Source organism: Ruegeria sp. D1(2025) (genome assembly GCF_056536425.1).
The window spans coordinates 148916-173144 of record NZ_JBQFPO010000003.1; the positions used below are offsets into that span (position 1 = coordinate 148916).

Genomic DNA, 24229 nt, shown 5'->3' on the forward strand with positions numbered 1-24229 from the left:
GATGTCTGCCGATGCCCAAACGCCGAATACTCTCGCTGTGGTTCCCCCGTCTGGGGGCTGAACGGCTGGTCCGCGCCGCGCGGGGCCTGCAGGATGGGCCTTTGGCCGTGGTGGCCGAGCAGTCCAATATGCAGGTCGTCACCTCGCTGAACGCCGAAGCCCAGGCCGCCGGTCTGCGCGTGGGTCAGCCGGTGCGCGACGCCCATGCCATGTGTGCAGCACTTGTGACACGCCCCCGTAATGCCCCGGCCGAGGCCGCGTTTCTGACCGCGCTGCGCCGCTGGGTGGGCAAGTTCAGCCCTTGGGTGGCCGAGGAATCACCGGACGGGCTGATTGTCGACCTGTCGGGCTGCGCGCATCTGTTCGGTGGCGAAGAAGCGTTGCTGAGCGTGATCGAGACCGACTGCGCCGATATGGGGCTGAGCGTGCAAATGGGCATCGCCGACACGTTGGGGGCCGCCTGGGCTTTGGCGCGCTATGCCGGGCAAGAGGCCACGTCCGACCGCAACGGTGACGCCATCAGCCAAGAGGCCCGCGCCACCCGCGCCCGTGCAGGAAAGCGACGGCACTGGACCAAAGGCGGGGCCGCGCCGCAGGTGATGGCACTGGGTGGCGGCGCACGGATCGCAGCACCGGGGCAATCCTATGGCGCGCTCAGCCCCCTGCCCATTGCAGCGCTTCGGCTCGAGGATCAGGTGGTGGCGCAGCTGAACCGGCTGGGCCTGCGCCGGATCGGCGATCTGCTGGGCCAGCCCCGCGCCTCTCTGGCGCGGCGGTTCGGGCGAGGGCTGGTGCTGCGGCTGGATCAGGCGATGGGCAGCGCCCCCGAGCCGGTCTCACCCGCCCGTCCGCCGCACCACTTTGCGGTGCGGATGACCCTGCCCAACCCGATCGGATTGGTCGAGGACGTGATGGCCGCCATCGATCGTATTCTGCCCACGCTCTGCGCCAGGTTGGAAGAGAAGGGCCGCGGCGTCCGTACCCTACGGCTCGAAGCGCATCGTGCGGATCAGGCGGCCGAGATCATCGAGGTCGGTCTGGCCCGCCCAACCTTTGATAAACACCGTATTCGCCCTTTGTTAGAGATGAAAGTCAACAAGATCGACGCAGGTTATGGCATCGACATGCTGCGGCTTGAGGCGGTTCAGTCCGAGCCCATCCACGCCCGGACCCGAACCGGCCATGCCGAAGCCAGCCGCGCCGCCCGGGAACGGCTGGAGGGCAACAGAGCCGTCGAAGACCTGATCGGAAAACTGGGCGCGCGGGTGGGTCTGGAGGCGATCACACGGCGCCACCCGGCGGCTTCTCACATCCCCGAGAAAACGGCTCAGACCCTGGCCGCCGCGTGGTCTGAACCCGCCCGCAACTGGCCCGTTCCGCCACGCCCCCGGCCTTTGCAGATGTGGCAACCCGAACCGGTAATGGCCCCGGAAACCCCAGAAGTGCCCGGCGCCTTTCGCTGGCGCGGGCGGGACTGGCAGTTGGCGCAGGCCACCGGCCCGGAACGCATCGCGCCCGAGTGGTGGCTGGACGACCCAAACTGGCGCAGCGGGGTGCGCGATTACTGGGTGGTGGTGACGGAACAGGGTGAGCGGCTTTGGCTATTTTATGGCCATGGCGGCACCATGTCGGCGGGCTGGTTCTGTCAGGGGCAGTTCGGCTGACCCTACCTGCCACGAAACACCAGAAAGTCCGGCAGATAATCAAACAACCGGACCAGCCAGGAAAACGGAGCCGGAAAATCGGTGCGAAACCGGCGTCGCGACATCGCCTTGACCACACGGTTTGCCGCGTCTTCCGGCGTCATCAGCATCGGCATCTTGAATTTGTTCTTCTCGGTCAGCCGGGTCTTGATGAAACCGGGGTTGACGATGCGCACGGTCACACCGGTGCAGGCAAGATCAAGCCGCATGGATTCCGCCAACGAAATCAGCGCTGCCTTGCTGGCGCCGTAACCAATCGCCGCCGGTAACCCACGATAACCCGACAACGACCCGATCAGAGTGATATCCCCGCGACCAGCCTGAACAAAGCCCGGCACTGTTTCGCCAAGAACCCGCAGGGCACCCGTGAAATTCACGTCATTCATCGCAAGAACGGCCTCGGTATCCCAGTGTTTTGCGGGCATCGGCTCATAGATGCCGGCATTGTAAACCAGTCCGTCGACCTCTCCGACCTGTTGCCGCGCACGGCGAACTGCCTCAAGGTCCGCGACATCAAATGGAACGGCGCGCGCATTGGGCAGCGACCCGCAGATTTCTTGCAGACGTTCGGCGTTGCGGGCGGACAGGACCAGATGCGCCCCTTTGTTACTCAGCGCCTCGGCCAGCGAGCGGCCCAGCCCTTCACTTGCGCCAATGATCCAGTAGGTCTTTCCTCCAAAATCGATCATGCCTTTTCATTCCGGTTGTGACAGTCGTTTTACGCATCGGTGACCCGAAAGGATCACCCACGGTCCGGACCTGGGGATGCCTCCTCAAACAGCCTTGGGATGCTAAGATACAGCAAAGCATTGCTTTTTATTGATCCACTGTCTTTGGCCCCGCGTATCTCAATAAATAACGCATAACGAGGATGGAATGTTCGACGAAACCCCGCGTGTACGCAAGAAAATCGCAGTCATCGGCGCAGGCATTTCAGGCCTCTCTGCAGCTTATTACCTTTCCGAAGACAACGACGTAACCGTGTTCGAGGCCGAGCCTCGGCTGGGTGGTCACGCCCGAACGGTTATGGCTGGAAGGAACGGCGACCAGCCCGTCGACACCGGGTTCATTGTGTTCAACTACGTCACCTACCCGCATCTGACGCGCCTGTTCGATGAACTGAACGTTCCCGTCAGCAAAAGTGAGATGAGCTTCGGTGCAACCATCGACAACGGCCGGATCGAGTACGGGCTGAACAACCTGCGAACCTTGACGGCGCAGAAACGTAACCTGACACGCCCTGCCTATTACAAGATGATTGCGGACATTTTGCGCTTTGGAAAAGAAGCACCCGATGCGGCCAAGGATGACGACACCACAATTGGCGAACTGGTTGACCAGTTGCGCCTGGGTCACTGGTTCCGCCACAACTATCTGATGCCAATGTGTGGCGCGATCTGGTCCACCCCGGTCGAGTTCGTCGACCAGTTCCCGGCCCGTTCACTGGTTCAGTTTTTCCGCAACCACGCACTTTTGGCCTCTGGCCGCGCCAATCAGCATCAATGGTACACGGTCACGGGCGGAAGTATCGAATATGTCCGCCGGATCGATGCCGCTTTGCGTGCGCGTGGCTGTGAGATCCGCCTGGCCGCACCGGTTGATCACATTCAGCGCAGCGATCTGGGGGTTACAATTCACAGCCATGGTGTCTCGGACCTGTTTGACGAGGTGATACTGGCCACGCATTCGGATCAGTCGCTTGCCATTCTGGGCCAGGGCGCCACTGCATCAGAGAAGGCTGCATTGGGCGCAATCCGGTATCAGCCGAATGTCGCAACGCTTCACTGCGACCCCGCCCAGATGCCGCGTCGGCGCGCCTGCTGGTCCAGCTGGACCTACCGGTCGCAAGCCGGACAGGTAGGCGTGACATACTGGATGAACCGGCTTCAGAACATTCCTGATAGCGATCCTCTGTTCGTTACGCTGAATGCGCCGACCGAAATCGGCGACGACAAGATCTATGATCAGGTGGAATTTGCGCATCCGGTCTTCGACAAGGCCGCCATAAAGGCGCAGACGCAGATTCGAAACATGCAGGGGCAAAACCGGACATGGTTTGCCGGAGCCTACAACCGGCATGGGTTCCATGAAGACGGGATTGCCAGCGCAATGCATGTTGTCGGGCTGATCAAAGGAAACTCGCAAACACCCGGAGCTGAACATGGCGTTCCTGAAGAAGCTGCCATCCCTGTTTCAACCGACGCATAACAGCTGGCGTTCCGCGCTGTTGTCCGTCGCGATGCTTGCCCCCGGCGGGCTGGCGGCGTCTCCGGTCTTTGGTGTTCTGGACAATGCTCAGACGCGCGGCGCGGCGACCTTCCGGTACCTGGGCTTTCCTCTGTATGACGCGCAACTGTTCACGCAAGGAGGGGCGCCGTTCAGCTGGAGCAGAGATTTTGGCCTGGAACTGCGTTATCGGCGGAACCTGGCAAAAAAAGCGCTCGTGAACTCGACACTGGATGAAATGAAACGCATCGGGCGCGCCGCGCCGGTTCGGCAACAGTTGGATGGTTGTTTCGACGCCGTCAGCAAAGGCGACACCTTTCTGGCCGTGTCACAGGGCCCGGACAAAGTGAGCTTCTGGCTCAACGGTCGCAAGACATGCACGATGGCTTACCCGGGGATCACACGCAGCTTCATGTCCATCTTCGTGGGCGAAAACACGCGCTCCGCCGCTTTCACCCAGTCGCTGTTGGGAAAATGATGCTTTATCCGCGGGTCAGCCTGTATGCGCTGATGCTTGCTGCGGCCGGTATCCCGCTGTACATACATTTGCCTCGGTTTGCGGCCGTCAATCTGGGCATTGGACTGGCCATGATCGGCACGGTACTTCTGGCGATCCGCCTGATCGATCTGGTGCAGGATCCACTGATCGGCTGGGCCATAGACCGTTGGCCAGGTGCGCAGGTTCTGTTTGCGGCCATGGCCATGGCGGGTCTGGCGGTCGGATTTCCCCTGCTGTTCTCATTACCTCAGGGCGCAAGTGTGGCGGCTTTGGTCGCCATTCTGATCCTGTTGTTTTCAGCCTATAGCCTTGGCACTATCCTGCTTTATGGCCGCAGCGCGACACTTGCCAAACGGCCTGACCCGAAAGAGCTGATGACGCTGGCCGCCTATCGGGAAAGCGGGCAATTGGCCGGAGTGATCCTTGCCGCAGGTGCGCCGGCATTGCTGGCGGCCCTTGGGGCGCAATCGCAAGGATATCCCGCATTTGGGCTGTTCCTTGGGATAATGGCTATCCTGTCAATAGTTTTGACATTCCCCATGTGGCGGCGACCGCCGATAACCGGAGAAGGGCTGACATATTCCGGCCTGGGCCAGGCTGGTGCGCTCAGGCTGCTGGTGCTTGCTCTGGTAAACAGCCTGCCTGTGGCAATTACATCCACACTCTTTCTTTTCTTTGTCGAAGACCGGCTGCAACTGCCTGGCAAAGCGGGGCCTCTTTTGATCCTGTTTTTTCTTAGCGCGGGCGCAAGTGTTCCGCTCTGGGCGCGTCTCAGCAACCGAATTGGCCCTAAACAGACTCTGATTATTGCGATGCCTCTGTCGATTGCCAGCTTTGTCGGGGCGGCCCTTCTGGCGACCGGGAACCTCACGGGGTTTGCGTTGATCTGCATGACCTCGGGCGCGGCGCTGGGGGCAGACATGGTGGTCTTGCCCGCCATGTTCTCGGTGGTTCTGACACGTGCCGGGCTGAATGCTTCGGCTGCGTTCGGCATCTGGTCATTCGCTGGGAAACTGGGCCTGGCCTTGGCCGCCTTCTTCACACTGCCCCTGCTTGAACGCAGCGGATTCACCCCCGGACAGGCTAACTCGGCCCAGGCATTGAAAACACTCAACCTGGCTTACGCCGTGCTGCCCTGCATTCTGAAACTTGGCGCGTTTGGATTGGTCCTGACGTTGCCCTCAAAGGAGCCCGTCCAATGAAACTCCTTGCAATTCTCCTGTTTGCCCTGCTTGCCCTGTTGTTTGCAAAAAGGCGCTATTTCAGCTTTCGGTCTCAATCACCCACAGACTATTCCGACACAGGTCCGAAGTTTTCGCTGAAAGAGCAACTGAACGGGGAAATCCTGTCCGAAGGGCTGATCTTTGGGCCAAACGGAAAGTTGTCCAACAGCTTTGTCGCGCGCATGGTGGGGGAATGGACCGGAAATTCCGGGACGCTGGCCGAGCATTTCACCTATTCCAACGGCAAACAAATTACCCGCAAATGGTACCTGACCCTGGGCACCGGCAACACTTTTACGGCAACCGCCGACGATATTGTCGGAGAAGGAAAGGGCGTTGTCGCAGGCTCGACCGTCAGGCTTTCCTACCGGATCGTGCTGCCTGAAGACGCAGGCGGGCATATTCTGGACGTCACCGACTGGATGTATCTCACCGAAAACGGCGCGATCATGAACCGGTCCGAGATGCGGAAACTTGGGGTGAAGGTCGTCGAGTTGATAGCGACCATGCGCCCCGCCCCAGCGGTCAAGACCAACCACATGAACGGTGCACATGGTCGCGACACGGCAGCCGAGGCGAGGCCACTGCAATGACCTTTCGCCGCTTTCTGGCAGGCTGTATGGCCATTGCCGCGCTTATGATCCTTGCCGCCTGTTCCGCCAAGCCAAGGGTTCCCAAGACCTTTCTTTCTGATCGCCAACTGAACCTTGAGGAATTCTTTGACGGTCAGACGGTGGCCTATGGGCAGTTTCAGGATGTTTTGGGCAATGTCTCGCGCCGCTTCACGGTCGATATTGAAGGCAGGTGGACCGACGAAACACTGACATTGGTCGAAGACTTCACTTATGACGACGGCGCGACCGAGCAGCGCGTCTGGACCCTGATCAAGACAGGTGAGGATACCTGGACCGGGACAGCCCCGGGTGTGCTGGGCACCGCATCTGGCATCGAGCGGGGCGACACATTCAACTGGAAGTACAGCATCGACCTGCCGGTCAAAGACGGCACGATGCGGGCCGATTTCGATGACTGGATGTGGCTGCTGGACGACGACAGGCTTCTCAATCGTGCATACCTGTCGCGATTTGGCGTCCGTTTGGGCGAGGTTATCCTGTTCTTCGAAAAGAAGTAGTTCGGGCGTGAGCGGCCACGGTCATGCACCCGCAGCCTGACGCCCCAAACGGCTGGGCACCGCATTCTGTCTGAACACTAGGCCGACTTTTCGGTTTTGTCCTCGACTGGCTCAGCATCCATTTCGATCACGTCCGCGTCGTCACTCGAAACATCCACAACGTCTTGTTCCGGCTCGGATTTATCCTCGAGCGCGCCGACGATCAGAGGCAGCATGTGCACCCCTGTGGCACTGGCGATTTCCGGTGTTTGCGGCGTTTGCCAGCTGAGCGTATCAAAGCTGTGACAGTTCTGGCAGACCGGGGCCCACTCAGCCTGAATGTCGTGACAGTTGTCACAGACCCATTGCGGACCGCGCGGCGCGTTCAGCGCCTTGGCCAGCCACCCTTGCACCACCGCGTCCGACGAACCCTCGCCCCGCTCAATTGCAGCCATCAGCGTATAGGCCCGGGCATCTGCCTGTTTTTCCACCACATCGCCCAGCGCGCGGCGGGCTTCGGGGAAATCTTCGGCAACAATACTGAGTTCCGCCAGTATCAGCCGGGTTTCCTGATGCTGGGGATGAATACGGGTCAGTGCCGTAAAGCGCTTGATCCGTTCGGATGGCGTTTCATCCGGCACGATCTCGGCAAAGGCATGCGCCAGATCGGGGTGAGGCTGAACCTCCCACGCTTTTTTCAGGATCTTGGTTGCCGCCCGGGGCTTGCCCTTTGCGATATAGGCCCGTGCAGCCATTGCAGCGGCCGGAACCAGATCGGGTGACAGCCTGTTGGCTTCTATCGCGTGCTCCTGCTGTTCGAGAGTCGCATCTTCGTCCAGAATATCCTTGGCCTCGGACAGGGCCAGAACTGCATCGCGGCGTTTGAACACATCACGCGGCAGGTGGCCCGCTTTCAGTTTGGCCGTCAGGGTTGAACGCGCGCCAGCCCAATCCTGTGCCTTGGTCTGAAGGCCTAGCAGAATATCCTGCGTTTCCTGATGCCGCGGTTTGATCGCAAGCGCCTTTTCGGCCAGCTTGCGCGCGGTTTCATCATCACCTTCGGCAAGTTTCTGTTTCATGATGCCGCGCACACCGACAAAACGGGTCGAATTGTTCGTAACCAGCTTCTTGTAGGTCTCTGACGCCTTTTTGGTGTCGCCGTTCAATTCGGCCGCCTGCGCCACCAGCAGGTTCGTCAGCTCGGGCTTGTTCAACAGTTTTTCGGCCTTTGTGGCCTTGTTCAACGCTATGCGTCCTTCCCCCGAAGCCAGCGCCATCAGGCCATCAGCCAGCGCCTGATAGCCGCGCTGTTCGCGACTGCGGTCGAAATAGCGCGACAGGGCGGTTTCGTCGCCATTCAGGAATTTCAGCGTCGCAACCAAAAGGCTGAGCAGCTTGAAGAACAGCCAGACACCCAGGACCAGCAGACCCAGCCCAATCACCGATTGAAGCGGCCCTAACGTGTATTCCGTGCCCCCGGCCGTAATCTGAACACCGCCGCTGGTTTCCATAAGGAACCCTGCGCCCATGGCCAGCAGACCGATAATCGCAACAAAAACAAGAATCTTAAACAATGACCACAGCATGGCAGGCCCTTCAGTTCGAGTTTGCGCTTGGTTGAAGCGCATTTGCGGCGGCTACAGCGGCGACCCGTATCTGAGCCGCCTGTTCCCAGTCTGCCATTGCCGATTGTCCGGCTTCAGGCAGGGATTTGAGTTCATTCAGCGCCGCTGGCAGGTCCCCGCTGGCCAAAGCGGCCTGCGCCCGCGACAGGATCGCGTCCGGGCTGCCCCCATCCTGCGGTGTAACTGACCGGGCGCCGGTCTGGCGCTGCAAAAATGCAATCACGCCCGCACCTTTGTCCGCATCACGAGCGTCCGCCAGCGCCGCCCGGGCCGCCGGATCAAACGAGGCCCGCAGGCTGGACAGGCTGTCCACACCCTTGTCCGACGGACCCGACAAGGCGTCAGGCACATCCACGCCGTTGGCTGTCAGTTCGGCCACCAGATCGGCATAAGGCTGGCCCGCATCCAGTTGACCCTGCAGGCGCGACACGATCGCTGCGTTGGTTGCAGCCAGTGCTTCGGCCGAAGCTTTCGCCTCCAGCGCCTGTGCGTCGCTTACCATCTTCTCGACCTCGGCGCGCTGTGCGGCCAGGGAATCCTGCAGCTTTTTCAACTCAGCCTCGAAGGCAGCTGATGTTTCCTGAGATGCCCCCTGGGTCAGAGCGTTGCTTTCAAGATCACTCAGGCGGGTGTCCAGAGGAGCAACCTTGCTGCTGAGTGTGTCGACACTGGATTTCAGGGCGCCCAAATCCGTTTCGACCGGGGCCAGCTTGTCAGCCAGGGCAGTTACCTGATTGGAAAGACCGGAAACATCTGGAGCGTCCGCAAGAGATTTCGAAAGCTTCGCAATCTGGTCTGACTGTTCGGCCAGTTTCGCCTCAAGCGCGGAAAGGGCGTCTTCTGAACCCGAGCCATTGGTCAGATACCCGCTGCCCACGACATAGCCGATGGCCGCCGCGACCACGCCGCCGATCAGGGCCGGCACGAACCCACCCTTCGTTTCCACAACCCGTTCGACAGTTTTTTCTGCAACCGGTACTGGGGCGGCTTCGGCTTCGGCTTCGGCTTCGGCTTCGGCTTCGGCTTCGGCTTCGGCTTCGGCTTCGGCTTCGGCTTCGGCTTCGGCTTCGGCTTCGGAAACTACGTCATCCGGCCGGTCAGCCGCGTCAAGGGGCTTACTATCCGGTTGATCTGTGGCTTCAGTTTCGACGCTGTCGGCAATATCTTCCGACTTAGGGTTTTTCTCCGGCTCCTGATCGGATTTCTTTTTACCAGCCACCGTCACATTCCCCTTATCGATTCCAAAAAATCCTGAACAACAGACCTGACCAAGTTAATCCGTGCTCTCTTTTCCCTCAACCCGCATCGCGTGTTTCACAAGCTTTTTCACGGCTTTCCGCATTTTTCCGGGCGTCGGTTGTTTCGCAACCTTCAGCCGAGCATAGTCCAATGCATAAAGCGGTTCAGCCGTCGCTTCGCTGATTGCCGCTAGCCATAAAGGGGCAGAACCGGACCAGATATCGGCAAATTGTCGCGCTGAACGGGGGGAAAACAACGGCGCAATGATCGGATCATCGTCGTTCGCCATTTCCTCGGCCTCGGACGACAGTGGCAGCAGCTTTTGCTGATAGACCGGCTGCTCATGCACGGTCAGGCCGGATTCGGTCAGCCGCTCGGCGATATTGCCCCGGCTGTGTTCCCCCCGAATGTGCAGCAATGGGGTCTGCGGCCTGATTTGCAGCAGATTTCCCATCAATTCCTCTGCCGTCTGCCCCGCCATCCGGGCAGTCCATCCTGCGGACAGGGCCGCGGACGTTGTTGCGGGACCGACGCAAAAGGCGGGAAGGTTCCGCGTTACGCCCAGCGACGCCGCAGCATTTACCCCGTTTGCGGAGGTGAAGATCAACCCGCGCATTCCCTTTGTGTCAACCTGAACGGCAAGCGGCCTGATATCCAGAATCGGGGAGTAAATCACTTGAACCCGCGATCTGACGCGGTTTGGCAACTGCGCAACAAACCTTTCGGATGCGGCATGAGGGCGGGTCATCAACAAATACAACTATCGGCGCCTTCGGCCTTGGGATTGTTTGCGTCCGCGCAGGGTGATACCCCGCTTTGCAATCATGATGCAACGGATCAGGCCAATGGTGCAAACACTTACCGTTCTGGGGCTGGAAAGCAGCTGCGACGATACGGCCGCCGCCGTGGTGCGCCAGACGGAGGGTGCGCGGGCCGAAATCCTGTCCTCTGTCGTGCATGGCCAGACAGAGCTTCACAGCGCCTTTGGCGGCGTCGTGCCGGAAATCGCCGCGCGGGCCCATGCTGAAAAGCTGGATGTTTGCGTGGCGCAGGCCCTGAACGAATCCGGCCTGAACCTTCGCGATATGGACGCGATTGCGGTGACCGCCGGCCCGGGACTGATTGGCGGGGTAATCTCGGGTGTCATGTGCGCCAAGGGGTTGAGTGCTGCAACAGGCATACCCCTGATTGGGGTCAACCACCTTGCCGGGCATGCCCTGACACCGCGCCTGACGGACAGCATTGCATTTCCTTACCTGATGCTTCTGGTGTCGGGCGGGCATTGCCAATATTTGATCGCCCATGGCACGGAGCATTTCACCCGTCTGGGCGGCACGATCGATGACGCGCCAGGGGAAGCGTTCGACAAGACCGCCCGATTGCTGGGACTGCCGCAACCCGGCGGCCCCTCGGTCGAGGCTGAAGCCCGTATGGGCAACCCGGACCGGTTCCGCTTTCCCCGGCCCTTGCTGGATCGTCCGGGCTGTGATCTGTCATTCTCGGGCCTGAAAACCGCATTGATGCGCATGCGGGACCAGATCGTGAGTGAAAAAGGCGGCCTGACCCGTCAGGACCGCGCCGACCTGTGCGCGGGCTTCCAACAGGCCGTCGTCGATACTCTGGCGGAGAAGACCCGTCGGGCGATTACCCACTATCTCGGCGAAAAGCCATCTGAACCTGTCATTGCAGTGGCAGGGGGTGTCGCGGCCAACAGGGCAATTCGGGCAGCGTTAGAGACTGTTTCCGCGGAAACCGGCGCCCGGTTCACGGCACCCCCAATGAACCTGTGCACGGACAACGCGGCCATGATCGCCTATGCCGGGCTGGAACGGTTCCGCAGTGGCGCACTTGATGGAATGGACCTGACCGCCCGCCCGCGGTGGCCATTGGACCAAACCAGCCCGGCCATGCTGGGAAGTGGCAAGAAGGGCGCCAAAGCATGAGCGTTTCGGTCCTAGGCTCCGGCGCGTTTGGTACAGCGCTGGCCGTGTCACTTGCCGGGAATGGGCCTGTGACGCTCTGGTCGCACTCGCAGGATCAGGCGCGGGCCATGCAGGACGGGCGCGAGAACGCGAAACGCCTTCCCGGCATTCAGCTCGGTCCGAATATCGCCGTGACGTCGGATATCAAAGTCGCTACCGGCAACGATGTTCTGTTGCTGGCCGTACCCATGCAGCAGCTTCGCGCAGTCATCACGGAACATGCACCTTTGTTGCGGCACAAGACGCTTGTGGCCTGCTGCAAGGGGATTGAACTGACAACCGGGCTTGGACCGGTTTCGGTCATCCGCCGGACCGCCCGGGATGCAAGGCCCGCCTTGCTGACCGGTCCCAGCTTTGCCGACGACATCGCGCGCGGCTTGCCCACCGCGCTGACGCTGGCCTGCGATGAGGATGAACCGGGCCAGCACCTGCAACACGCGCTTACAACGACCAACCTGCGCCTGTATCGGACAACTGATCTGATCGGCGCCGAATTGGGTGGGGCGCTCAAGAACGTGATGGCCATCGGTTGCGGGGCCTGTATCGGCGCCGGTCTTGGCGACAGCGCTCGCGCGGCGCTGATGACACGGGGGTTCGCGGAAATGCAGCGCTTCGCGGCCATGCGCGGCGCACGGCCCGAGACCTTGATGGGCCTGTCGGGATTGGGGGATCTGGTCCTGACATGTTCATCCGAGTTGTCGCGAAACTATCGTTTTGGCCTTAGTTTGGGCCGAAACGAAAGTTTCGACCCCGGAACAACCGTGGAAGGTGTGGCCACTGCAAAAGCCATGTCCGGCATTGCCCGGGCCGAGGGGCTGGACATGCCCATCAGTACAACAGTGGCGGAACTCAGCCATGGTGAATACAGTGTAACCAAGGCGATTCAATCGCTGCTCAATCGCCCTTTGAAGGAGGAATAATATGCTGATCGCTCTGATCGCCCGCGACAAGGACGGGGCGCTGCAAACGCGACTGGACAATCGTGCTGCGCACCTGGCCTATATCGAAGAAACCGGCGTTGTGGCCCAGGCCGGTCCGCTTCTGAACGGCGACGCGATGATTGGTTCGCTGATCATTCTGGAAGTTGAAGATCTGGCGGCCGCGCAAAGCTGGGCCGACAACGATCCCTATGCCAAAGCCGGGTTGTTCAAATCGGTCGAACTGGTTCCCTGGAAGAAGGTAATCGGCTGATGGCGTATTGGCTGTTCAAATCCGAAGCTTCCACCTGGAGCTGGGATCAACAGGTCGCCAAGGGCGAGACCGGCGAGGAATGGGACGGCGTGCGCAACTACCAGGCCCGCAATTTCATGCGTCAGATGGCCTTAGGCGATCGCGGCTTTTTCTATCATTCGCAGAAAGACAAGGCCATTGTCGGCATCGTCGAAGTCTGTGCCGAGGCGCACCCCGATAGCACGACGGATGACGACCGTTGGGATTGCGTAGATATCAAAGCCGTTCGCCCTTTCGAGACTGCAGTCACACTGGATCAGATCAAGTCGGATGAGCGTCTGGCCGAAATGGTTTTGGTCAAAAACTCCCGACTTTCCGTGCAACCGGTCACGGAATCGGAATGGGACGCCATTTGCGCGTTGGGGCAAACCCGCCCTGATTGAAACGCTTCTTGGGCCTAAACCTTCTCAAGCGACCTCCAAAATGCTATAACCCAATGGAATTCGCCTGTTGGGGGCATCTCGGTTGTGGTTTTGGCGATACCTTAATTTCTGGTGTTGTTTGTTCATAGTTTGATCTTGTTCGAAAGTCTGAGCCCATGTCTGACGCCAGAGGCAGTACTGGGAAGTCCAAGCCGCGAAACCCAAAAAATTGGGAGGCGCGACTTGAAGAGGCGCGAAAGCAGCGGCGGAAGGCGCTGGCGCGTACGAATGGGTCAGCCCCCAGGAATGGCGTAGCCAAAATTCCAACTGTCGCACGATCAAAGGATATTGCGCAGGCAATCCCGGAACCTGCGCCCGATCCAGCGGTTTCGGAACCTGTCCATCCGGAAGTTCGACCAAATAAGAAACGCAATCGCGGCACGACAAGGCTCCTGCTTGTTGTGCTTATCGCAATGACATGCGGCGCGGCCCTGCAATGGGGCGGCGCCAAGGTCACCACCAAATGGTCTCAGGCTGCTGAAGATGAAGCCATTCTGGACGCGGCGCTGGGCGATCCCGATTTGCCCGCTGAGGTTGCTGCCCCCGAGAATGAGCCTCCGGTCAGGATTGCCGCACCGGACACTATTGCAACTGAACCGCCGGCCTCCCGAAAAAAGGTGTACCCGCGAAGCCAAGTGGCCAGCATCAACCTTCCCGGAGCGGAACTGATGCCCCTTCAACGAGGGAGCCCTGCCTTTTCCAACAGTGTTGCACAGCTGGATCCCAAGTTGTCTGCCCTGTCTGAAGAAGCGCAAAGCGTGCCTGCGCCTCAGGAAGACCAGAGTCCCCCGACCGATCAAGTCGAAGCAGTCGTGGTCGAAACCCCGGTCGTCGAAGACGCCATTGTAGAAGCCGCAGTTATCCAAGACGCAGTTGTTGAAGACCCAGTGGTTCAAGACGCAGTTGCAGAAGATGCAGCAGCCCCAGACGCAGTTATCGATGATGCGGAAGTCGCAAAAACAGAGGTTGAAAACCTGCCCGATGAACCGCAGGTCAGCTTGGTGGCGTTGAACCCTGATCCGCCAGTCAGCACGATTGCCGAGCTTGCATTGCCCGATGAAGTACTGCCTGATTTAAAACCGGAACTGGATATCGAGGTCGCGCTGATTGTGCCGACCCGAGTTTCAGAGGATGCGCGAAACGTGGCGCTGAAAGTTCTGGCCGACGGTGAAGCCAATGTGGTGGCGTCAGCCCGGGTGGGATATTCGGTCAAGGAAACCCAGGTTCGGTTCTATCACCCGAACGATGCGGAAATGGCGGCACTGACTGCGAAAGCCCTGGGAGCAATTTCCCGAGACTTTACGGATTCCAACGTGAAAACCAGGCCCGGCCGCATTGAGGTGTATCTGGCTGGACGTGGCGGCGGCAGCAGCAAAAGCGATGGCGACGAAAAACAAACCAGATTTGACCAGTTCATCGCCCGCCTGTTGGGCGGCGCAAACTGAAATATGCGGGAAGGTTCCGACGATGCAGAACCTTCCCTACCCCACGTGCTCCCAACTCACCACACGTGTATAGAATTCTTGGCTCTGACCGTCCTGGTCCTGAACTGAATCTACCCGGTTTCTTGCAGGTCGTTCAACAATCAAGTGTTTAGAATATAAGTAAAACTAAGCACACCCGCCGTAAGATAAGCGGGTGTCGATTCCCGTTCAGGCGCAATCAGATTCGGAATCCGGGATCAGCCGTAGACCGACTCTTTGCCGAAATGCTTGGTCAGCATGTAATAGACGACGGCTCGGTATTTGTTGCGCTCGGACATGCCATAGGTTTCCATGGCCTTGTTGATCGCTTCCATCAGTTCCGGACCATCGGACAGGCCAAGTTTCTTGATCAGGAAATTGTTCTTGACTGTTTCCAACTCGCTTTCCTGGCTGGCAGCCACGGTCGCGGCGTCTGCGTCATAAATGGCGGGACCACATCCAATCGTAACCTTGGTCAGCAGGTCCATGTCCGGGTCCATGCCGCATTTGGATTTCAGGTCATCGGCATACTTGGCGATCAGGTCGTCGCGTTTTCCCATTTTCGTCTCCTGTTAGATGTTCATGTCCTGTCCATTCAGCACAGCACATACGGTAGCGGGCGTGGAGATTTGCACAAAGGGAAAAAAACCGCGCTTTCCCCCCTAAGGTAAACGCCGTTGGATGAGCAGGGGTTGATCGAAACGCGGCTTTTATTTAACATATCTGTTAAATAATGAAAGCGGAGGTAGCAATGACCGTATCCCTGCCAAACGAAAGTCCCGAATATCGCAATGCCAGGAATGCTTTGTTGACGGCTGAAACCGAGCTAAGAGCGCAAATCGAATCCGTCGCCGCCATGCGACGCGGCCTGCCAAAAGGCGGGCAAGTTCCAGACGACTATGCGTTCAGGTCGCTGGACGGTGAGGCCGCGAAGATGTCTTCATTGCTTGGGGAACATGACACACTTGCCATCTATTCTCTGATGTACGGGCCGAATGCCACCAGCCCTTGCCCGATGTGTTCGGCATTTCTGGATGGGCTGAACGGGCAAGTCACCCATATCCGAAGGAAAATATCGATTCTGGTCGTAGCCGAGAATACGCCTCAGAAGCTGGCAGCGTTAAAGACGCAGATGGGCTGGAATGACCTGCCCTTGTTTTCAGCGCTTGGTACGGGATACCAGCGTGACTATCTGGCTGAAACGGAAGACGGTAATCAACTGCCGATCCTGAACGTGTTTCAACGGGACCAGGACGGTATTCATCATTTTTGGGGATCCGAGCTGTTCTTTGAGCCCAGCGACTGGCATCCGCGGCACATAGATGCGGCATGGCCGCTTTGGAACATCCTGGATTTCACACCACAGGGTCGTGGAGATTTCATGCCGCTACTGCGCTGAAACAAAAACGGCGGCCAGAGCGACCGCCGTTTTCCTGAGTTTCGCCGCAATCAGTAGCGGTAATGCTCGGGCTTGTAGGGACCTTCCGGTTTTACGCCGATATACGCCGCCTGCTCGCTGTCCATCTGGGTCAGCTTCACACCGATCCGGTCCAGATGCAGGCGCGCAACTTTCTCGTCCAGATGCTTGGGCAGGATGTAGACTTCGTTTTTGTATTGGTCACCCTTGGTGAACAGTTCGATCTGCGCCAGAACCTGGTTGGTGAACGAGGCCGACATCACGAAAGACGGGTGGCCGGTGGCGTTGCCGAGGTTCAGCAGGCGACCTTCGGACAGCAGGATGAGACGGTTGCCCGAGGGCATCTCGATCATGTCCACCTGTTCTTTGATGTTGGTCCACTTGTGGTTTTTCAGGCTGGCCACCTGAATTTCGTTGTCGAAGTGGCCGATGTTGCCGACGATGGCCATGTCCTTCATCTCGCGCATATGCTCGATGCGGATCACGTCCTTGTTGCCGGTGGTGGTGATGAAGATATCTGCCGATGCAACTTCGTCTTCCAGCAGGGTCACTTCAAACCCGTCCATGGCGGCCTGCAGCGCGCAGATCGGATCAACTTCGGTGACTTTCACTCGGGCGCCTGCACCGCGCAGCGAAGCCGCCGAACCTTTGCCTACGTCGCCATATCCGCAGACCACGGCGACCTTGCCGGCCATCATGGTGTCGGTGGCGCGGCGAATGCCGTCGACCAGCGATTCCTTGCAGCCATATTTGTTGTCGAACTTCGACTTGGTGACCGAGTCGTTCACGTTGATCGCCGGGAACGGCAGATGGCCGTCTTTCACCAGCTGATACAGGCGATTCACGCCGGTGGTGGTTTCTTCGGACACGCCCTGGATCTGGTCGCGCATCTTGGTAAACCAGCCCGGGCTTGCGGCCATGCGCTTGGCGATCTGCTTCTTGATCACCTCTTCCTCTTCGGAAGACGGCACAGGGATGATGTCCTCACCCGCTTCGGCACGGGCACCCAGCAGGATGTACAGCGTCGCATCGCCGCCATCGTCCAGGATCATGTTGGGGCCATCTTCGAACAGGAAGGATTTGTCCAGATAATCCCAGTGCTCTTCCAGTGTCTGCCCCTTGATGGCGAAGACGGGTATACCCGCCTCGGCAATCGCGGCGGCTGCGTGATCCTGGGTCGAGAAGATGTTGCACGATGCCCAGCGCACATCGGCGCCCAGCGCAACCAACGTTTCGATCAAAACGCCGGTCTGAATGGTCATGTGCAGCGAACCGACAATGCGCGCACCGTTCAGCGGCTTGGCTTCGCCATATTCCGCACGCAAGGCCATCAGGCCCGGCATCTCGGTTTCGGCAATATCCAGCTCCTTGCGGCCAAACCCGGCCAATGAAATGTCTTTGACGATATAGTCCCCGGCCATCAGGTACTCCACTCCGGTAAATCACGAACCGGAGTGCCCTAGCATTCCTTTATGCAGGTGGCAACTTGGATAGCCGGAAACAGGGAGTTATGCCGTCAAAATCAGCTTGGCGTACCCTCAGGCTTGATAATCGGGATCGCCTCGAAGAAATCTGTGCCAACGGCGACAATACAGGTAATGCCATTGGCCTGTGTCACCAGAACGGTATAGCTGCCTGTTTCCTTTGAGGTCCAGACCTCCATGACCGATTGCGCACCGCGCGATTTCTGCAAACCGCCAAAGGCGAGTTCCTCGGCATATTTGTCCTGCAGATTGGAAATCACGTGTTCGCGCACTGCGCAGCTTTGGGCCAACACCGGCGGCGCTGTCGCGGCCATGCCGAATGTCAGGGCTATTGAGAACAATCGCTTGAACATGACAAGCTCCTTTCGTTACGGGTTTCGCTACGAGAGGGGCACACCGGGAGGAGCGCGTGCCCCCCTCAGTTCTTTATGTCGGGATTGACTGTCATTCCTTCAAAGCACGAATGCTCAAGAAAACGTTGGCAGCCAGTGATCCAGACAGGTACATCATACCCTAAAAATGAGGCGCAATCGCGGCGGGTCGCGAGAGGTATGGTATTATGGCAACACAACCCCGGGCATGGCAGAGAATGCTGTCAGGTCGGCGTCTGGATCTGCTGGATCCGACGCCCGTGGACATTGAAATCGAAGATATCGCCCACGGACTTGCGTTTGTGGCCCGCTGGAACGGGCAGACGGACGGAGATTTCGCCTATTCCGTGGCCGAACATTCGCTGTTGGTCGAAGAGCTTTTTGGCCGGATTGTCCCCAAGGCACCGGCAAAATGGCGGCTGGCTGCTTTGTTACATGATGCGCCCGAATATGTGATCGGAGACATGATTTCCCCGGTGAAATCCGCCGTGGGTCCGGATTACGGCGCGCTGGATGATCGACTGGCTGCGGCCATCCACATCCGGTTCGGCCTGCCTGCCGAGGTGCCGAAAACAGTGAAACGGCAGATCAAAAAGGCCGACAAGATCAGCGCCTGGATGGAGGCAACCCAGATCGCGGGGTTTTCCGAGGCTGAGGCGACGAAGTTCTTTGGGCGACCGGATAGGGCGGTCATAGAAGGTTTGGAAATCCGGTTGCGCCCGGCGGTTGAGGTTCGGCGGGCGTATTCTGCGCGTCACGAGGAACTTTTAAAGAAACTGTAGCCCAAATCCCCGTATTCCACCTGGAACTTCAAGGGAAAGTGTCAGGTTCTCCAAACTGGTTTAAACCACTCTCGCTTGGCTGAATGTAGAAGTAGATCAAAACCAAGGTTCCGATCAGCGGAATGAAGGCAATCAATAACCACCAAGCGGTTCGCCCGATGTCGTGCAAACGTCTGGCCCCGATCGCCACATTGGGAAGCAACAGCCCAAGTGACACCAAAACTGAGAGCGGCTGGCCCGCGCTCGGTTCAAACGCGCCAAATCCAAGCATCGGCGCGATCAATGCACCATCGACAATTCGCGTCACCAAAAGAACAAGAAATACGGCCAGGACCCACCACCAAAAGGTCGCGCGCGAAGCGCGACCGTGGAAGTTGGCGTAATTTGACAGTGCCCGCCGAAATGCCGTCGAAAGATTATTCATGCCGCCCTCCGCAATTGGGCGGTATTCACATATCACTTTTTCTTGTTATTTGATATGCAGCCGTCTGTGCGGCCGCCGACAAACCTATACGTACGCGCCCGCCGAATAAGTCAGTTCGTACGAGTGGCTATAAAGTTCAAATACGTTCCCAAACGGGTCTTCCATGTAGACCATTCGATACGGCTTTTCGCCAGGATAGTATTTTCGGATCTGGCTCATGCGTTGTTTTCCGCCTAACTCTTCTATGATCTTAACCCGCTCTTCCAGATTGGCGTCTTGCACGCAGAAATGAAAAAGACCGCGACGCCAATACTCAAACGGCCGTTCCTCTTCGATCGTGTTCGGAAACTCAAAGAGTTCAATGCCGGTTCCATCCCCCATCGACAGGTGGGCAATGCGGAATGAACCCCAGCCTTCACCAAAAACATCGTCACACATCTGGCCTATGGCGCTGTCGTCATGCAGCACTTCGGTGGGTTCCATGAGGACATAAAGCCCAAAGGCCTTGGAGTAGAACTCGACCGCTTTTTCAAGGTCCGGAACGGTTATTCCGATGTGGGAAAATGTTAGTGCAGACATCTTTGGAAACTCCTCGTTCAACAGCAAACAAGAGGAAGGGTATCAGCAGCCCTTGCCAATACCTTCCGAAATAGTGCGCTTGTTTGAGTTTCCACATCCAGAGAAGGGAGAATGCCAGCTTAGGTTCGATCTTAACGCGGGCTGCGCTTCGCCAAAATCCGCTGCAATGTCCGGCGGTGCATGTTCAGCCGCCGTGCAGTCTCGGATACGTTCCGGTCGCACAGTTCATACACCCGCTGGATATGCTCCCAGCGGACGCGGTCCGCGCTCATGGGGTTTTCCGGCGGCGGGGGCAGTTCGTCGCCCTTGGCCAGCAATGCGTTGGTGATGTCGGTTGCATCGGCAGGTTTCGACAAATAGTCGGTCGCGCCGATCTTGACGGCTGCAACAGCCGTCGCAATCGCACCGTACCCAGTCAGAACAACAACCCGGCTGTCCGGGCGTTTTTCTCGCAGCACTTCGACCACATCCAACCCATTGCCATCTTCGAGCCGCAGATCGACAACCGCAAAGGCCGGGGGCCGAGCGGTGGAAATGGCGCGGCCTGCGGCGACGGAACCTGCGGTTTCAACTTCGAATCCGCGTTTTTCCATTGCTTTGGCCAGACGTCTCAGGAACGGCTCGTCATCATCGACCAGAAGCAATGATTTATCGGGCCCGATATCATACTGAGGACTGTCCGCCATATTCCGCTCTTTCCGCTGTTTCCTGCCTTCGGCCTAGCACTAAGTCATAGCAGCGCCATGACAAAGGTCAAACCGATCACGTCTGATCCAGAAAGCAGCCGACCTTGTCAGCAATCTGCTCCGCAGTGTCGTCACGTTTGAAAAACTCAAGGAACCCATCCTCGGGCGTGACCAGATAGGTAAAGGTCGAATGGTCGACCAGGTAATACTCGTCACTTTTGTCCTGCGCCTTGTAATAGGTCTTGTAGGCCTTGCTGGCGGCCTTGACCTGTTCGGGCGAGCCGGTCAGCGCGATCATCCGTTCATGCAGGTTGAAGGCATAATCCCCGACCACTTGGGGCGTGTCGCGATCCGGGTCGATCGAGATGAACAGGGGTGTCACGGACCGCCCGCGCTCGGCCAGGATGTCGATCGCTTCGGCATTGCGCGACATGTCGAATGGGCAGACGTCGGGGCAGAACGTATATCCGAAATAGACCAGTGTTGGTTCGGTGATCACATCCTTGTCGGTGACGGTATCGCCATGCGCGTTCACCAATTCAAACGGCCCGCCAATGGCTGCTGCGCCACCGGCGATCTGGCTGGACCGGCATTGGGCAAACTTGTCGTCCGACGCTGAACCCTGCACCAGCAGCCAGACGGCGCCCAATCCAACGGCAAGAATGACGGTAGCGAGAATGGCGTAAAGGCGGATCATGACGTTATCCTGATACCAGAGGGGTTGTTGATCGTTTCGGTCGGGACACCTATCAACATGAGGAACCGGTGCAATAGGACATAATTGACCCATGGCAGATTCCAACATCACCTTTTGGCATGGTCAGGAACGCAGCAGCTGGATCCGGTTGCGCACCCTGATACTGTTGCGCTGGGTCGCCATCGTCGGACAGATCACGGCGATCACCGTGGCGCAGCAAACCTATCATGTGCAGCTCGAGGCCGGTTTGTGCTACCTGGCCATAGGCGTTTCGGTCATGGGCAACCTGACCGCCATTCTTCTGTTTCCCCGCAGCAAACGCCTGTCGGAGTTTGAGAACTTTCTGATGGTGCTGTTCGATCTGCTGCAACTGGCCTTCCTGTTGTACCTGACCGGCGGGCTGAACAATCCGTTCGCCTTGCTACTGGTCGGCCCGGTGACGATCTCGGCCAGTGTCATGAGCACCCGTTCCACCCTGATTGTCGGGGCCGTGGCAATCGTCCTGACCACGCTGCTGGCCGAGTTTCACCTGCCCTTGCGCACCAATCTGGGGCTCGAATTGCGAATCCCCGATATCCTGCTGTTCGGCAACTGGGCGGCGATCGTGATCGCCATCGTTTTTCTTGGCGCGTATTCGCACCGGGTCAGTTCCGAGGTGCAGTCCATGTCCGAGGCGCTTTCGGCCACGCATATGGCCCTGGCGCGTGAACAAAAACTGACGGATCTGGGGGGTGTCGTGGCTGCTGCGGCACATGAGCTGGGTACGCCGCTTGCCACGATCAAACTGACAAGTTCCGAGCTTTTTGAAGAGCTGGACGACAGGCCGGATCTCAAAGAAGACGCCGCCCTGATCCGCGAACAGGCCAACCGGTGCCGCGATATTCTGCGCAACATGGGTCGGGCGGGCAAAGACGACCTGCATCTGCGCCAAGCGCCGCTTTCGACCGTCACTTTTGAAGCGGCAGAGCCGCATATCAACCGGGGCAAACAAGTGCATTTTGCCGAAGGTCCTGCACAGGGTGGCGATGTCCAGCAGCCCTCGATCCTGCGAAAGCCCGAGATCATCCACGGATTGCGCAACCTAATTCAGAACGCAGTGGATTTCGCCCGCGCCAATGTCTGGGTCGAGGCCGAGTGGACCGAAGACAGGATTACCGTCAACATCATGGATGACGGGCGCGGATACCCCTCGCAGATGATCGGACGCATCGGTGATCCGTTCATGCGGCGGCGCAGGACCGAAACCGATCAGCGGACCCGACCGGAATACGAGGGGATGGGTCTGGGTCTGTTCATCGCGAAAACCCTGCTCGAGCGCAGCGGGGCAGAGCTGGAATTTGCCAACGGATCCGACCCCTACCAGTCACTGACCGACAATCCCGAACGGCGGGGTGCCATCGTCAAAGTATCGTGGCCGCGCAACCTGATTGACGCGCAGACCGGGGATACGCCGGTACCGTCCGGGCTCAACCAGCCGATCGAGGTGTGAGTTAAGAAACCGTTAACCAATCAAGACCATAGTCCGGCCCAACTTTACTGGTGTCGGAGATCATATGGCCGACTGGATCATCCTTGTCGCAATCAGTCTGGTTTCATCCTGTTTCGCAGTGCAGTGGCTGTTGCCCCGCAAGGCGCAATACGATGCCAGTTTCGGGTTGGCTTCGCCTTCGTCTTTGTTCGACACCGTCTTCCTGTTTGACGAAAGTCGCCTGATCAGCCACTCGGACATCGCTTTGACAGGGTTCGACAAAGTCGCCGAGTGGGGCGATCTGCGCCGGTTGCTGCATCGGGATTTCCCAAGCTTTCCCGAAACGCCGGATTGCGTCCGAAGCGCCGGGACGCTGGTGGTCCCGGCGATCGATTGCACGGTCGGGCGCGAGGTGGTGTGTGAATGGATCGACGGCGTTGTGCGGGTTCAGCTGCGGGAACAGTGCAATGCCGCCACCCATGTAAGACGCGACGCCAATGACCCGATCCGACTTGCCATGGACCAGGCCCCGTATCCGGTTTGGCTGCTGGATCATCAGGCCAGCGTCCGGTGGTGCAACGCAGCCTATGTTTCACTGGTTCGAAAAGTACGCGGGCAGGATGCCGATTTGACGGACCCTCTGTTTCAAACGCTGGCCGACGATACGCGCCTGAATACCAGGATCCGGGTTTTTGCAGACGTCAAAGAAAGTGACAGCAAGCTTTGGTTCGATCTGACGCTGGTCGATCACGCCGAAGGGCGGCTGTGCTATGCCGTTGACATAAACGCCATTGTCGCCGCCGAAAACACGCAGCGCAAATTCGTTCAGACGATGACCAAGACCTTTGCCCAGCTGTCCATCGGCCTGGTCATCTTCGACCGCAACCGGCAACTGGCCCTGTTCAATCCGGCCCTGATCGACCTGACCACCCTGCCCCCGGATTTCCTGAGTTGCCGCCCCAGCCTGTCAAGTTTCTTTGACCGTCTGCGCGATCAACACATGATGCCCGAACCCAAGAATTACCGCAGCTGGCGCCGCCAGATGAATGATCTTCTGGAAGCCGCCGAGGATGGGAATTATCAGGAAACATGGTCTCTGCCCTCCGGGTCCGTCTATTCGGTCAGCGGGCGACCTCATCCTGACGGGGCGGTTGCATTTCTGTTCGAGGATATCACCGCGGAAATCACGTTGACCCGAAGGTTCCGTTCGGAAATGGACCTGATGCAATCGATCCTGGACAAGCTTGCAGATGCAATTGCGGTGTTTGCCGATGACGGGACGCTGGCCTGCACGAATGATGCCTATCGCGTGTTGTGGCAGGACACAGGCCAGACCGGGTTCGAGCCGGAATCCGTTCTTGAGGTCACACGGAGATGGCAACAACGCTGCACCGCAACGCCCTTGCTGGGCGAGATCCGTGATTTTGTTGAAATGCGAGACAATCGTGCCGAATGGTCCGGCGAGCTGTTCATGCGCGACGGAACGCACATCCTTTGCACCGTCAGTCCGATGCAGAATGGCGCAACCATCGTGCGCTTTGCGGACGGGAAAACCGTCAGCAAGCCTATGGTGCGACAACAGATCAGCGCCTGAACCG

The 24229-nt window shown here is 58.7% G+C and carries 26 protein-coding genes; 15 read left to right on the forward strand and 11 right to left on the reverse strand.

Annotated elements, in window-relative coordinates:
- Window positions 1–11: 11 nt before the first annotated feature.
- On the forward strand, window positions 12–1664 hold the full coding sequence (locus tag ACR1XU_RS10135) for a DUF6504 family protein (protein WP_480890825.1): 1653 nt from the start codon (window positions 12–14) through the stop codon (window positions 1662–1664).
- 2 nt (window positions 1665–1666) lie between these two features.
- Here ACR1XU_RS10135 and ACR1XU_RS10140 read toward each other — a convergent pair whose 3' ends face one another.
- The gene (locus ACR1XU_RS10140) at window positions 1667–2392 is read right to left on the reverse strand and encodes an SDR family NAD(P)-dependent oxidoreductase (protein WP_480906191.1); all 726 of its coding nucleotides are present in this window, start codon (window positions 2390–2392) and stop codon (window positions 1667–1669) included.
- A 187-nt stretch (window positions 2393–2579) separates the two neighbouring features.
- On the opposite strand from ACR1XU_RS10140, the gene ACR1XU_RS10145 reads away from it, so the two are divergent.
- From ACR1XU_RS10145 to ACR1XU_RS10165, 5 genes are read left to right on the forward strand one after another with little or no spacing between them, the layout of a single operon-like run.
- Entirely contained in the window at window positions 2580–3911 is a 1332-nt protein-coding gene (locus ACR1XU_RS10145) for an NAD(P)/FAD-dependent oxidoreductase (protein ID WP_480906194.1), read from the forward strand.
- The gene (locus tag ACR1XU_RS10150) at window positions 3865–4407 is read left to right on the forward strand and encodes a hypothetical protein (protein WP_480906197.1); all 543 of its coding nucleotides are present in this window, start codon (window positions 3865–3867) and stop codon (window positions 4405–4407) included. Before ACR1XU_RS10145 ends, ACR1XU_RS10150 begins: the two co-directional genes overlap by 47 nt.
- Window positions 4407–5630, forward strand: a complete 1224-nt coding sequence (locus ACR1XU_RS10155) for an MFS transporter (RefSeq protein WP_480906212.1) — start codon at window positions 4407–4409, stop codon at window positions 5628–5630. The genes ACR1XU_RS10150 and ACR1XU_RS10155 overlap by 1 nt, the downstream gene beginning before the upstream one ends.
- Window positions 5627–6244 (forward strand): DUF3833 domain-containing protein, encoded by a 618-nt coding sequence (locus tag ACR1XU_RS10160; RefSeq protein ID WP_480906200.1) that lies wholly within the window; start codon window positions 5627–5629, stop codon window positions 6242–6244. The genes ACR1XU_RS10155 and ACR1XU_RS10160 overlap by 4 nt, the downstream gene beginning before the upstream one ends.
- A complete protein-coding gene (locus tag ACR1XU_RS10165) occupies window positions 6241–6783 on the forward strand; it encodes a DUF3833 family protein (RefSeq protein WP_480906203.1) in 543 nt (180 codons plus the stop codon). Before ACR1XU_RS10160 ends, ACR1XU_RS10165 begins: the two co-directional genes overlap by 4 nt.
- Before the next feature lie 77 nt (window positions 6784–6860).
- On the opposite strand, the gene ACR1XU_RS10170 is transcribed toward ACR1XU_RS10165, so the two are convergent.
- The 3 genes from ACR1XU_RS10170 to ACR1XU_RS10180 are packed head-to-tail and all read right to left on the reverse strand — an operon-like array spanning window position 6861 to window position 10302.
- Complete coding sequence (locus ACR1XU_RS10170; RefSeq protein ID WP_480906206.1) at window positions 6861–8348, reverse strand: heme biosynthesis HemY N-terminal domain-containing protein; 1488 nt, start codon at window positions 8346–8348, stop codon at window positions 6861–6863.
- Between the two features lie 10 nt (window positions 8349–8358).
- Window positions 8359–9606, reverse strand: coding sequence for a COG4223 family protein (locus ACR1XU_RS10175; RefSeq protein ID WP_480915604.1), 1248 nt, complete (start codon window positions 9604–9606; stop codon window positions 8359–8361).
- Window positions 9607–9660: 54 nt separating this feature from the next.
- Window positions 9661–10302 carry a uroporphyrinogen-III synthase gene (locus ACR1XU_RS10180; RefSeq protein WP_480907354.1) on the reverse strand — a complete coding sequence of 214 codons (642 nt, stop codon included), beginning with the start codon at window positions 10300–10302 and terminating at the stop codon, window positions 9661–9663.
- A 169-nt stretch (window positions 10303–10471) separates the two neighbouring features.
- On the opposite strand from ACR1XU_RS10180, the gene tsaD reads away from it, so the two are divergent.
- The 5 genes from tsaD (at window position 10472) to ACR1XU_RS10205 (ending at window position 14705) form a co-directional block, all read left to right on the forward strand.
- Window positions 10472–11569, forward strand: coding sequence for a tRNA (adenosine(37)-N6)-threonylcarbamoyltransferase complex transferase subunit TsaD (tsaD, locus tag ACR1XU_RS10185; RefSeq protein ID WP_480813454.1), 1098 nt, complete (start codon window positions 10472–10474; stop codon window positions 11567–11569).
- A complete protein-coding gene (locus tag ACR1XU_RS10190) occupies window positions 11566–12528 on the forward strand; it encodes an NAD(P)H-dependent glycerol-3-phosphate dehydrogenase (RefSeq protein ID WP_480907351.1) in 963 nt (320 codons plus the stop codon). Before tsaD ends, ACR1XU_RS10190 begins: the two co-directional genes overlap by 4 nt.
- Window position 12529: 1 nt before the next feature.
- Entirely contained in the window at window positions 12530–12799 is a 270-nt protein-coding gene (locus ACR1XU_RS10195; protein ID WP_170807095.1) for a YciI family protein, read from the forward strand.
- Window positions 12799–13221 (forward strand): EVE domain-containing protein, encoded by a 423-nt coding sequence (locus ACR1XU_RS10200; protein WP_480907349.1) that lies wholly within the window; start codon window positions 12799–12801, stop codon window positions 13219–13221. Before ACR1XU_RS10195 ends, ACR1XU_RS10200 begins: the two co-directional genes overlap by 1 nt.
- 440 nt (window positions 13222–13661) lie before the next feature.
- Window positions 13662–14705 (forward strand): hypothetical protein, encoded by a 1044-nt coding sequence (locus tag ACR1XU_RS10205; protein ID WP_480907347.1) that lies wholly within the window; start codon window positions 13662–13664, stop codon window positions 14703–14705.
- 236 nt (window positions 14706–14941) lie between these two features.
- On the opposite strand, the gene ACR1XU_RS10210 is transcribed toward ACR1XU_RS10205, so the two are convergent.
- Complete coding sequence (locus tag ACR1XU_RS10210; protein WP_170807098.1) at window positions 14942–15283, reverse strand: DUF2853 family protein; 342 nt, start codon at window positions 15281–15283, stop codon at window positions 14942–14944.
- A 191-nt stretch (window positions 15284–15474) separates the two neighbouring features.
- On the opposite strand from ACR1XU_RS10210, the gene ACR1XU_RS10215 reads away from it, so the two are divergent.
- A complete protein-coding gene (locus tag ACR1XU_RS10215) occupies window positions 15475–16122 on the forward strand; it encodes a DUF899 family protein (RefSeq protein WP_480907345.1) in 648 nt (215 codons plus the stop codon).
- 50 nt (window positions 16123–16172) lie between these two features.
- Here ACR1XU_RS10215 and ahcY read toward each other — a convergent pair whose 3' ends face one another.
- Complete coding sequence (gene ahcY, locus ACR1XU_RS10220; protein ID WP_170612827.1) at window positions 16173–17561, reverse strand: adenosylhomocysteinase; 1389 nt, start codon at window positions 17559–17561, stop codon at window positions 16173–16175.
- Window positions 17562–17662: 101 nt separating this feature from the next.
- A complete protein-coding gene (locus ACR1XU_RS10225; protein ID WP_170612824.1) occupies window positions 17663–17977 on the reverse strand; it encodes a hypothetical protein in 315 nt (104 codons plus the stop codon).
- Between the two features lie 206 nt (window positions 17978–18183).
- Between ACR1XU_RS10225 and ACR1XU_RS10230 the strand changes: the two genes are divergently transcribed.
- A complete protein-coding gene (locus ACR1XU_RS10230) occupies window positions 18184–18777 on the forward strand; it encodes an HD domain-containing protein (RefSeq protein ID WP_170612822.1) in 594 nt (197 codons plus the stop codon).
- A gap of 28 nt (window positions 18778–18805) precedes the next feature.
- Here ACR1XU_RS10230 and ACR1XU_RS10235 read toward each other — a convergent pair whose 3' ends face one another.
- From ACR1XU_RS10235 to ACR1XU_RS10250, 4 genes are all read right to left on the reverse strand, one after another.
- Entirely contained in the window at window positions 18806–19201 is a 396-nt protein-coding gene (locus tag ACR1XU_RS10235) for a DUF805 domain-containing protein (RefSeq protein ID WP_170612820.1), read from the reverse strand.
- Window positions 19202–19285: 84 nt separating this feature from the next.
- Window positions 19286–19780, reverse strand: a complete 495-nt coding sequence (locus tag ACR1XU_RS10240) for a lactoylglutathione lyase family protein (protein ID WP_170612818.1) — start codon at window positions 19778–19780, stop codon at window positions 19286–19288.
- Window positions 19781–19911: 131 nt separating this feature from the next.
- Window positions 19912–20466, reverse strand: a complete 555-nt coding sequence (locus ACR1XU_RS10245) for an ActR/PrrA/RegA family redox response regulator transcription factor (RefSeq protein ID WP_480907343.1) — start codon at window positions 20464–20466, stop codon at window positions 19912–19914.
- A gap of 76 nt (window positions 20467–20542) precedes the next feature.
- Window positions 20543–21163, reverse strand: coding sequence for an SCO family protein (locus tag ACR1XU_RS10250; protein ID WP_480907341.1), 621 nt, complete (start codon window positions 21161–21163; stop codon window positions 20543–20545).
- A 91-nt stretch (window positions 21164–21254) separates the two neighbouring features.
- Between ACR1XU_RS10250 and regB the strand changes: the two genes are divergently transcribed.
- Both regB and ACR1XU_RS10260 read left to right on the forward strand, forming a co-directional pair.
- The gene (regB, locus tag ACR1XU_RS10255; RefSeq protein ID WP_170612813.1) at window positions 21255–22652 is read left to right on the forward strand and encodes a sensor histidine kinase RegB; all 1398 of its coding nucleotides are present in this window, start codon (window positions 21255–21257) and stop codon (window positions 22650–22652) included.
- Window positions 22653–22716: 64 nt separating this feature from the next.
- Window positions 22717–24225, forward strand: coding sequence for a PAS-domain containing protein (locus ACR1XU_RS10260; protein WP_480907339.1), 1509 nt, complete (start codon window positions 22717–22719; stop codon window positions 24223–24225).
- Window positions 24226–24229: the final 4 nt, after the last annotated feature.

Coding starts and splice junctions, on each gene's coding strand:
- ACR1XU_RS10135 (WP_480890825.1), top strand. CDS start 12: ATGCCCAAACGCCGAATACTCTCGCTGTGGTTCCCCCGTCTGGGGGCT.
- ACR1XU_RS10140 (WP_480906191.1), bottom strand. CDS start 2,392: ATGATCGATTTTGGAGGAAAGACCTACTGGATCATTGGCGCAAGTGAA.
- ACR1XU_RS10145 (WP_480906194.1), top strand. CDS start 2,580: ATGTTCGACGAAACCCCGCGTGTACGCAAGAAAATCGCAGTCATCGGC.
- ACR1XU_RS10150 (WP_480906197.1), top strand. CDS start 3,865: ATGGCGTTCCTGAAGAAGCTGCCATCCCTGTTTCAACCGACGCATAAC.
- ACR1XU_RS10155 (WP_480906212.1), top strand. CDS start 4,407: ATGCTTTATCCGCGGGTCAGCCTGTATGCGCTGATGCTTGCTGCGGCC.
- ACR1XU_RS10160 (WP_480906200.1), top strand. CDS start 5,627: ATGAAACTCCTTGCAATTCTCCTGTTTGCCCTGCTTGCCCTGTTGTTT.
- ACR1XU_RS10165 (WP_480906203.1), top strand. CDS start 6,241: ATGACCTTTCGCCGCTTTCTGGCAGGCTGTATGGCCATTGCCGCGCTT.
- ACR1XU_RS10170 (WP_480906206.1), bottom strand. CDS start 8,348: ATGCTGTGGTCATTGTTTAAGATTCTTGTTTTTGTTGCGATTATCGGT.
- tsaD (WP_480813454.1), top strand. CDS start 10,472: ATGGTGCAAACACTTACCGTTCTGGGGCTGGAAAGCAGCTGCGACGAT.
- ACR1XU_RS10190 (WP_480907351.1), top strand. CDS start 11,566: ATGAGCGTTTCGGTCCTAGGCTCCGGCGCGTTTGGTACAGCGCTGGCC.
- ACR1XU_RS10195 (WP_170807095.1), top strand. CDS start 12,530: ATGCTGATCGCTCTGATCGCCCGCGACAAGGACGGGGCGCTGCAAACG.
- ACR1XU_RS10200 (WP_480907349.1), top strand. CDS start 12,799: ATGGCGTATTGGCTGTTCAAATCCGAAGCTTCCACCTGGAGCTGGGAT.
- ACR1XU_RS10210 (WP_170807098.1), bottom strand. CDS start 15,283: ATGGGAAAACGCGACGACCTGATCGCCAAGTATGCCGATGACCTGAAA.
- ACR1XU_RS10215 (WP_480907345.1), top strand. CDS start 15,475: ATGACCGTATCCCTGCCAAACGAAAGTCCCGAATATCGCAATGCCAGG.
- ahcY (WP_170612827.1), bottom strand. CDS start 17,561: ATGGCCGGGGACTATATCGTCAAAGACATTTCATTGGCCGGGTTTGGC.
- ACR1XU_RS10225 (WP_170612824.1), bottom strand. CDS start 17,977: ATGTTCAAGCGATTGTTCTCAATAGCCCTGACATTCGGCATGGCCGCG.
- ACR1XU_RS10230 (WP_170612822.1), top strand. CDS start 18,184: ATGGCAACACAACCCCGGGCATGGCAGAGAATGCTGTCAGGTCGGCGT.
- ACR1XU_RS10235 (WP_170612820.1), bottom strand. CDS start 19,201: ATGAATAATCTTTCGACGGCATTTCGGCGGGCACTGTCAAATTACGCC.
- ACR1XU_RS10240 (WP_170612818.1), bottom strand. CDS start 19,780: ATGTCTGCACTAACATTTTCCCACATCGGAATAACCGTTCCGGACCTT.
- ACR1XU_RS10245 (WP_480907343.1), bottom strand. CDS start 20,466: ATGGCGGACAGTCCTCAGTATGATATCGGGCCCGATAAATCATTGCTT.
- ACR1XU_RS10250 (WP_480907341.1), bottom strand. CDS start 21,163: ATGATCCGCCTTTACGCCATTCTCGCTACCGTCATTCTTGCCGTTGGA.
- regB (WP_170612813.1), top strand. CDS start 21,255: ATGGCAGATTCCAACATCACCTTTTGGCATGGTCAGGAACGCAGCAGC.
- ACR1XU_RS10260 (WP_480907339.1), top strand. CDS start 22,717: ATGGCCGACTGGATCATCCTTGTCGCAATCAGTCTGGTTTCATCCTGT.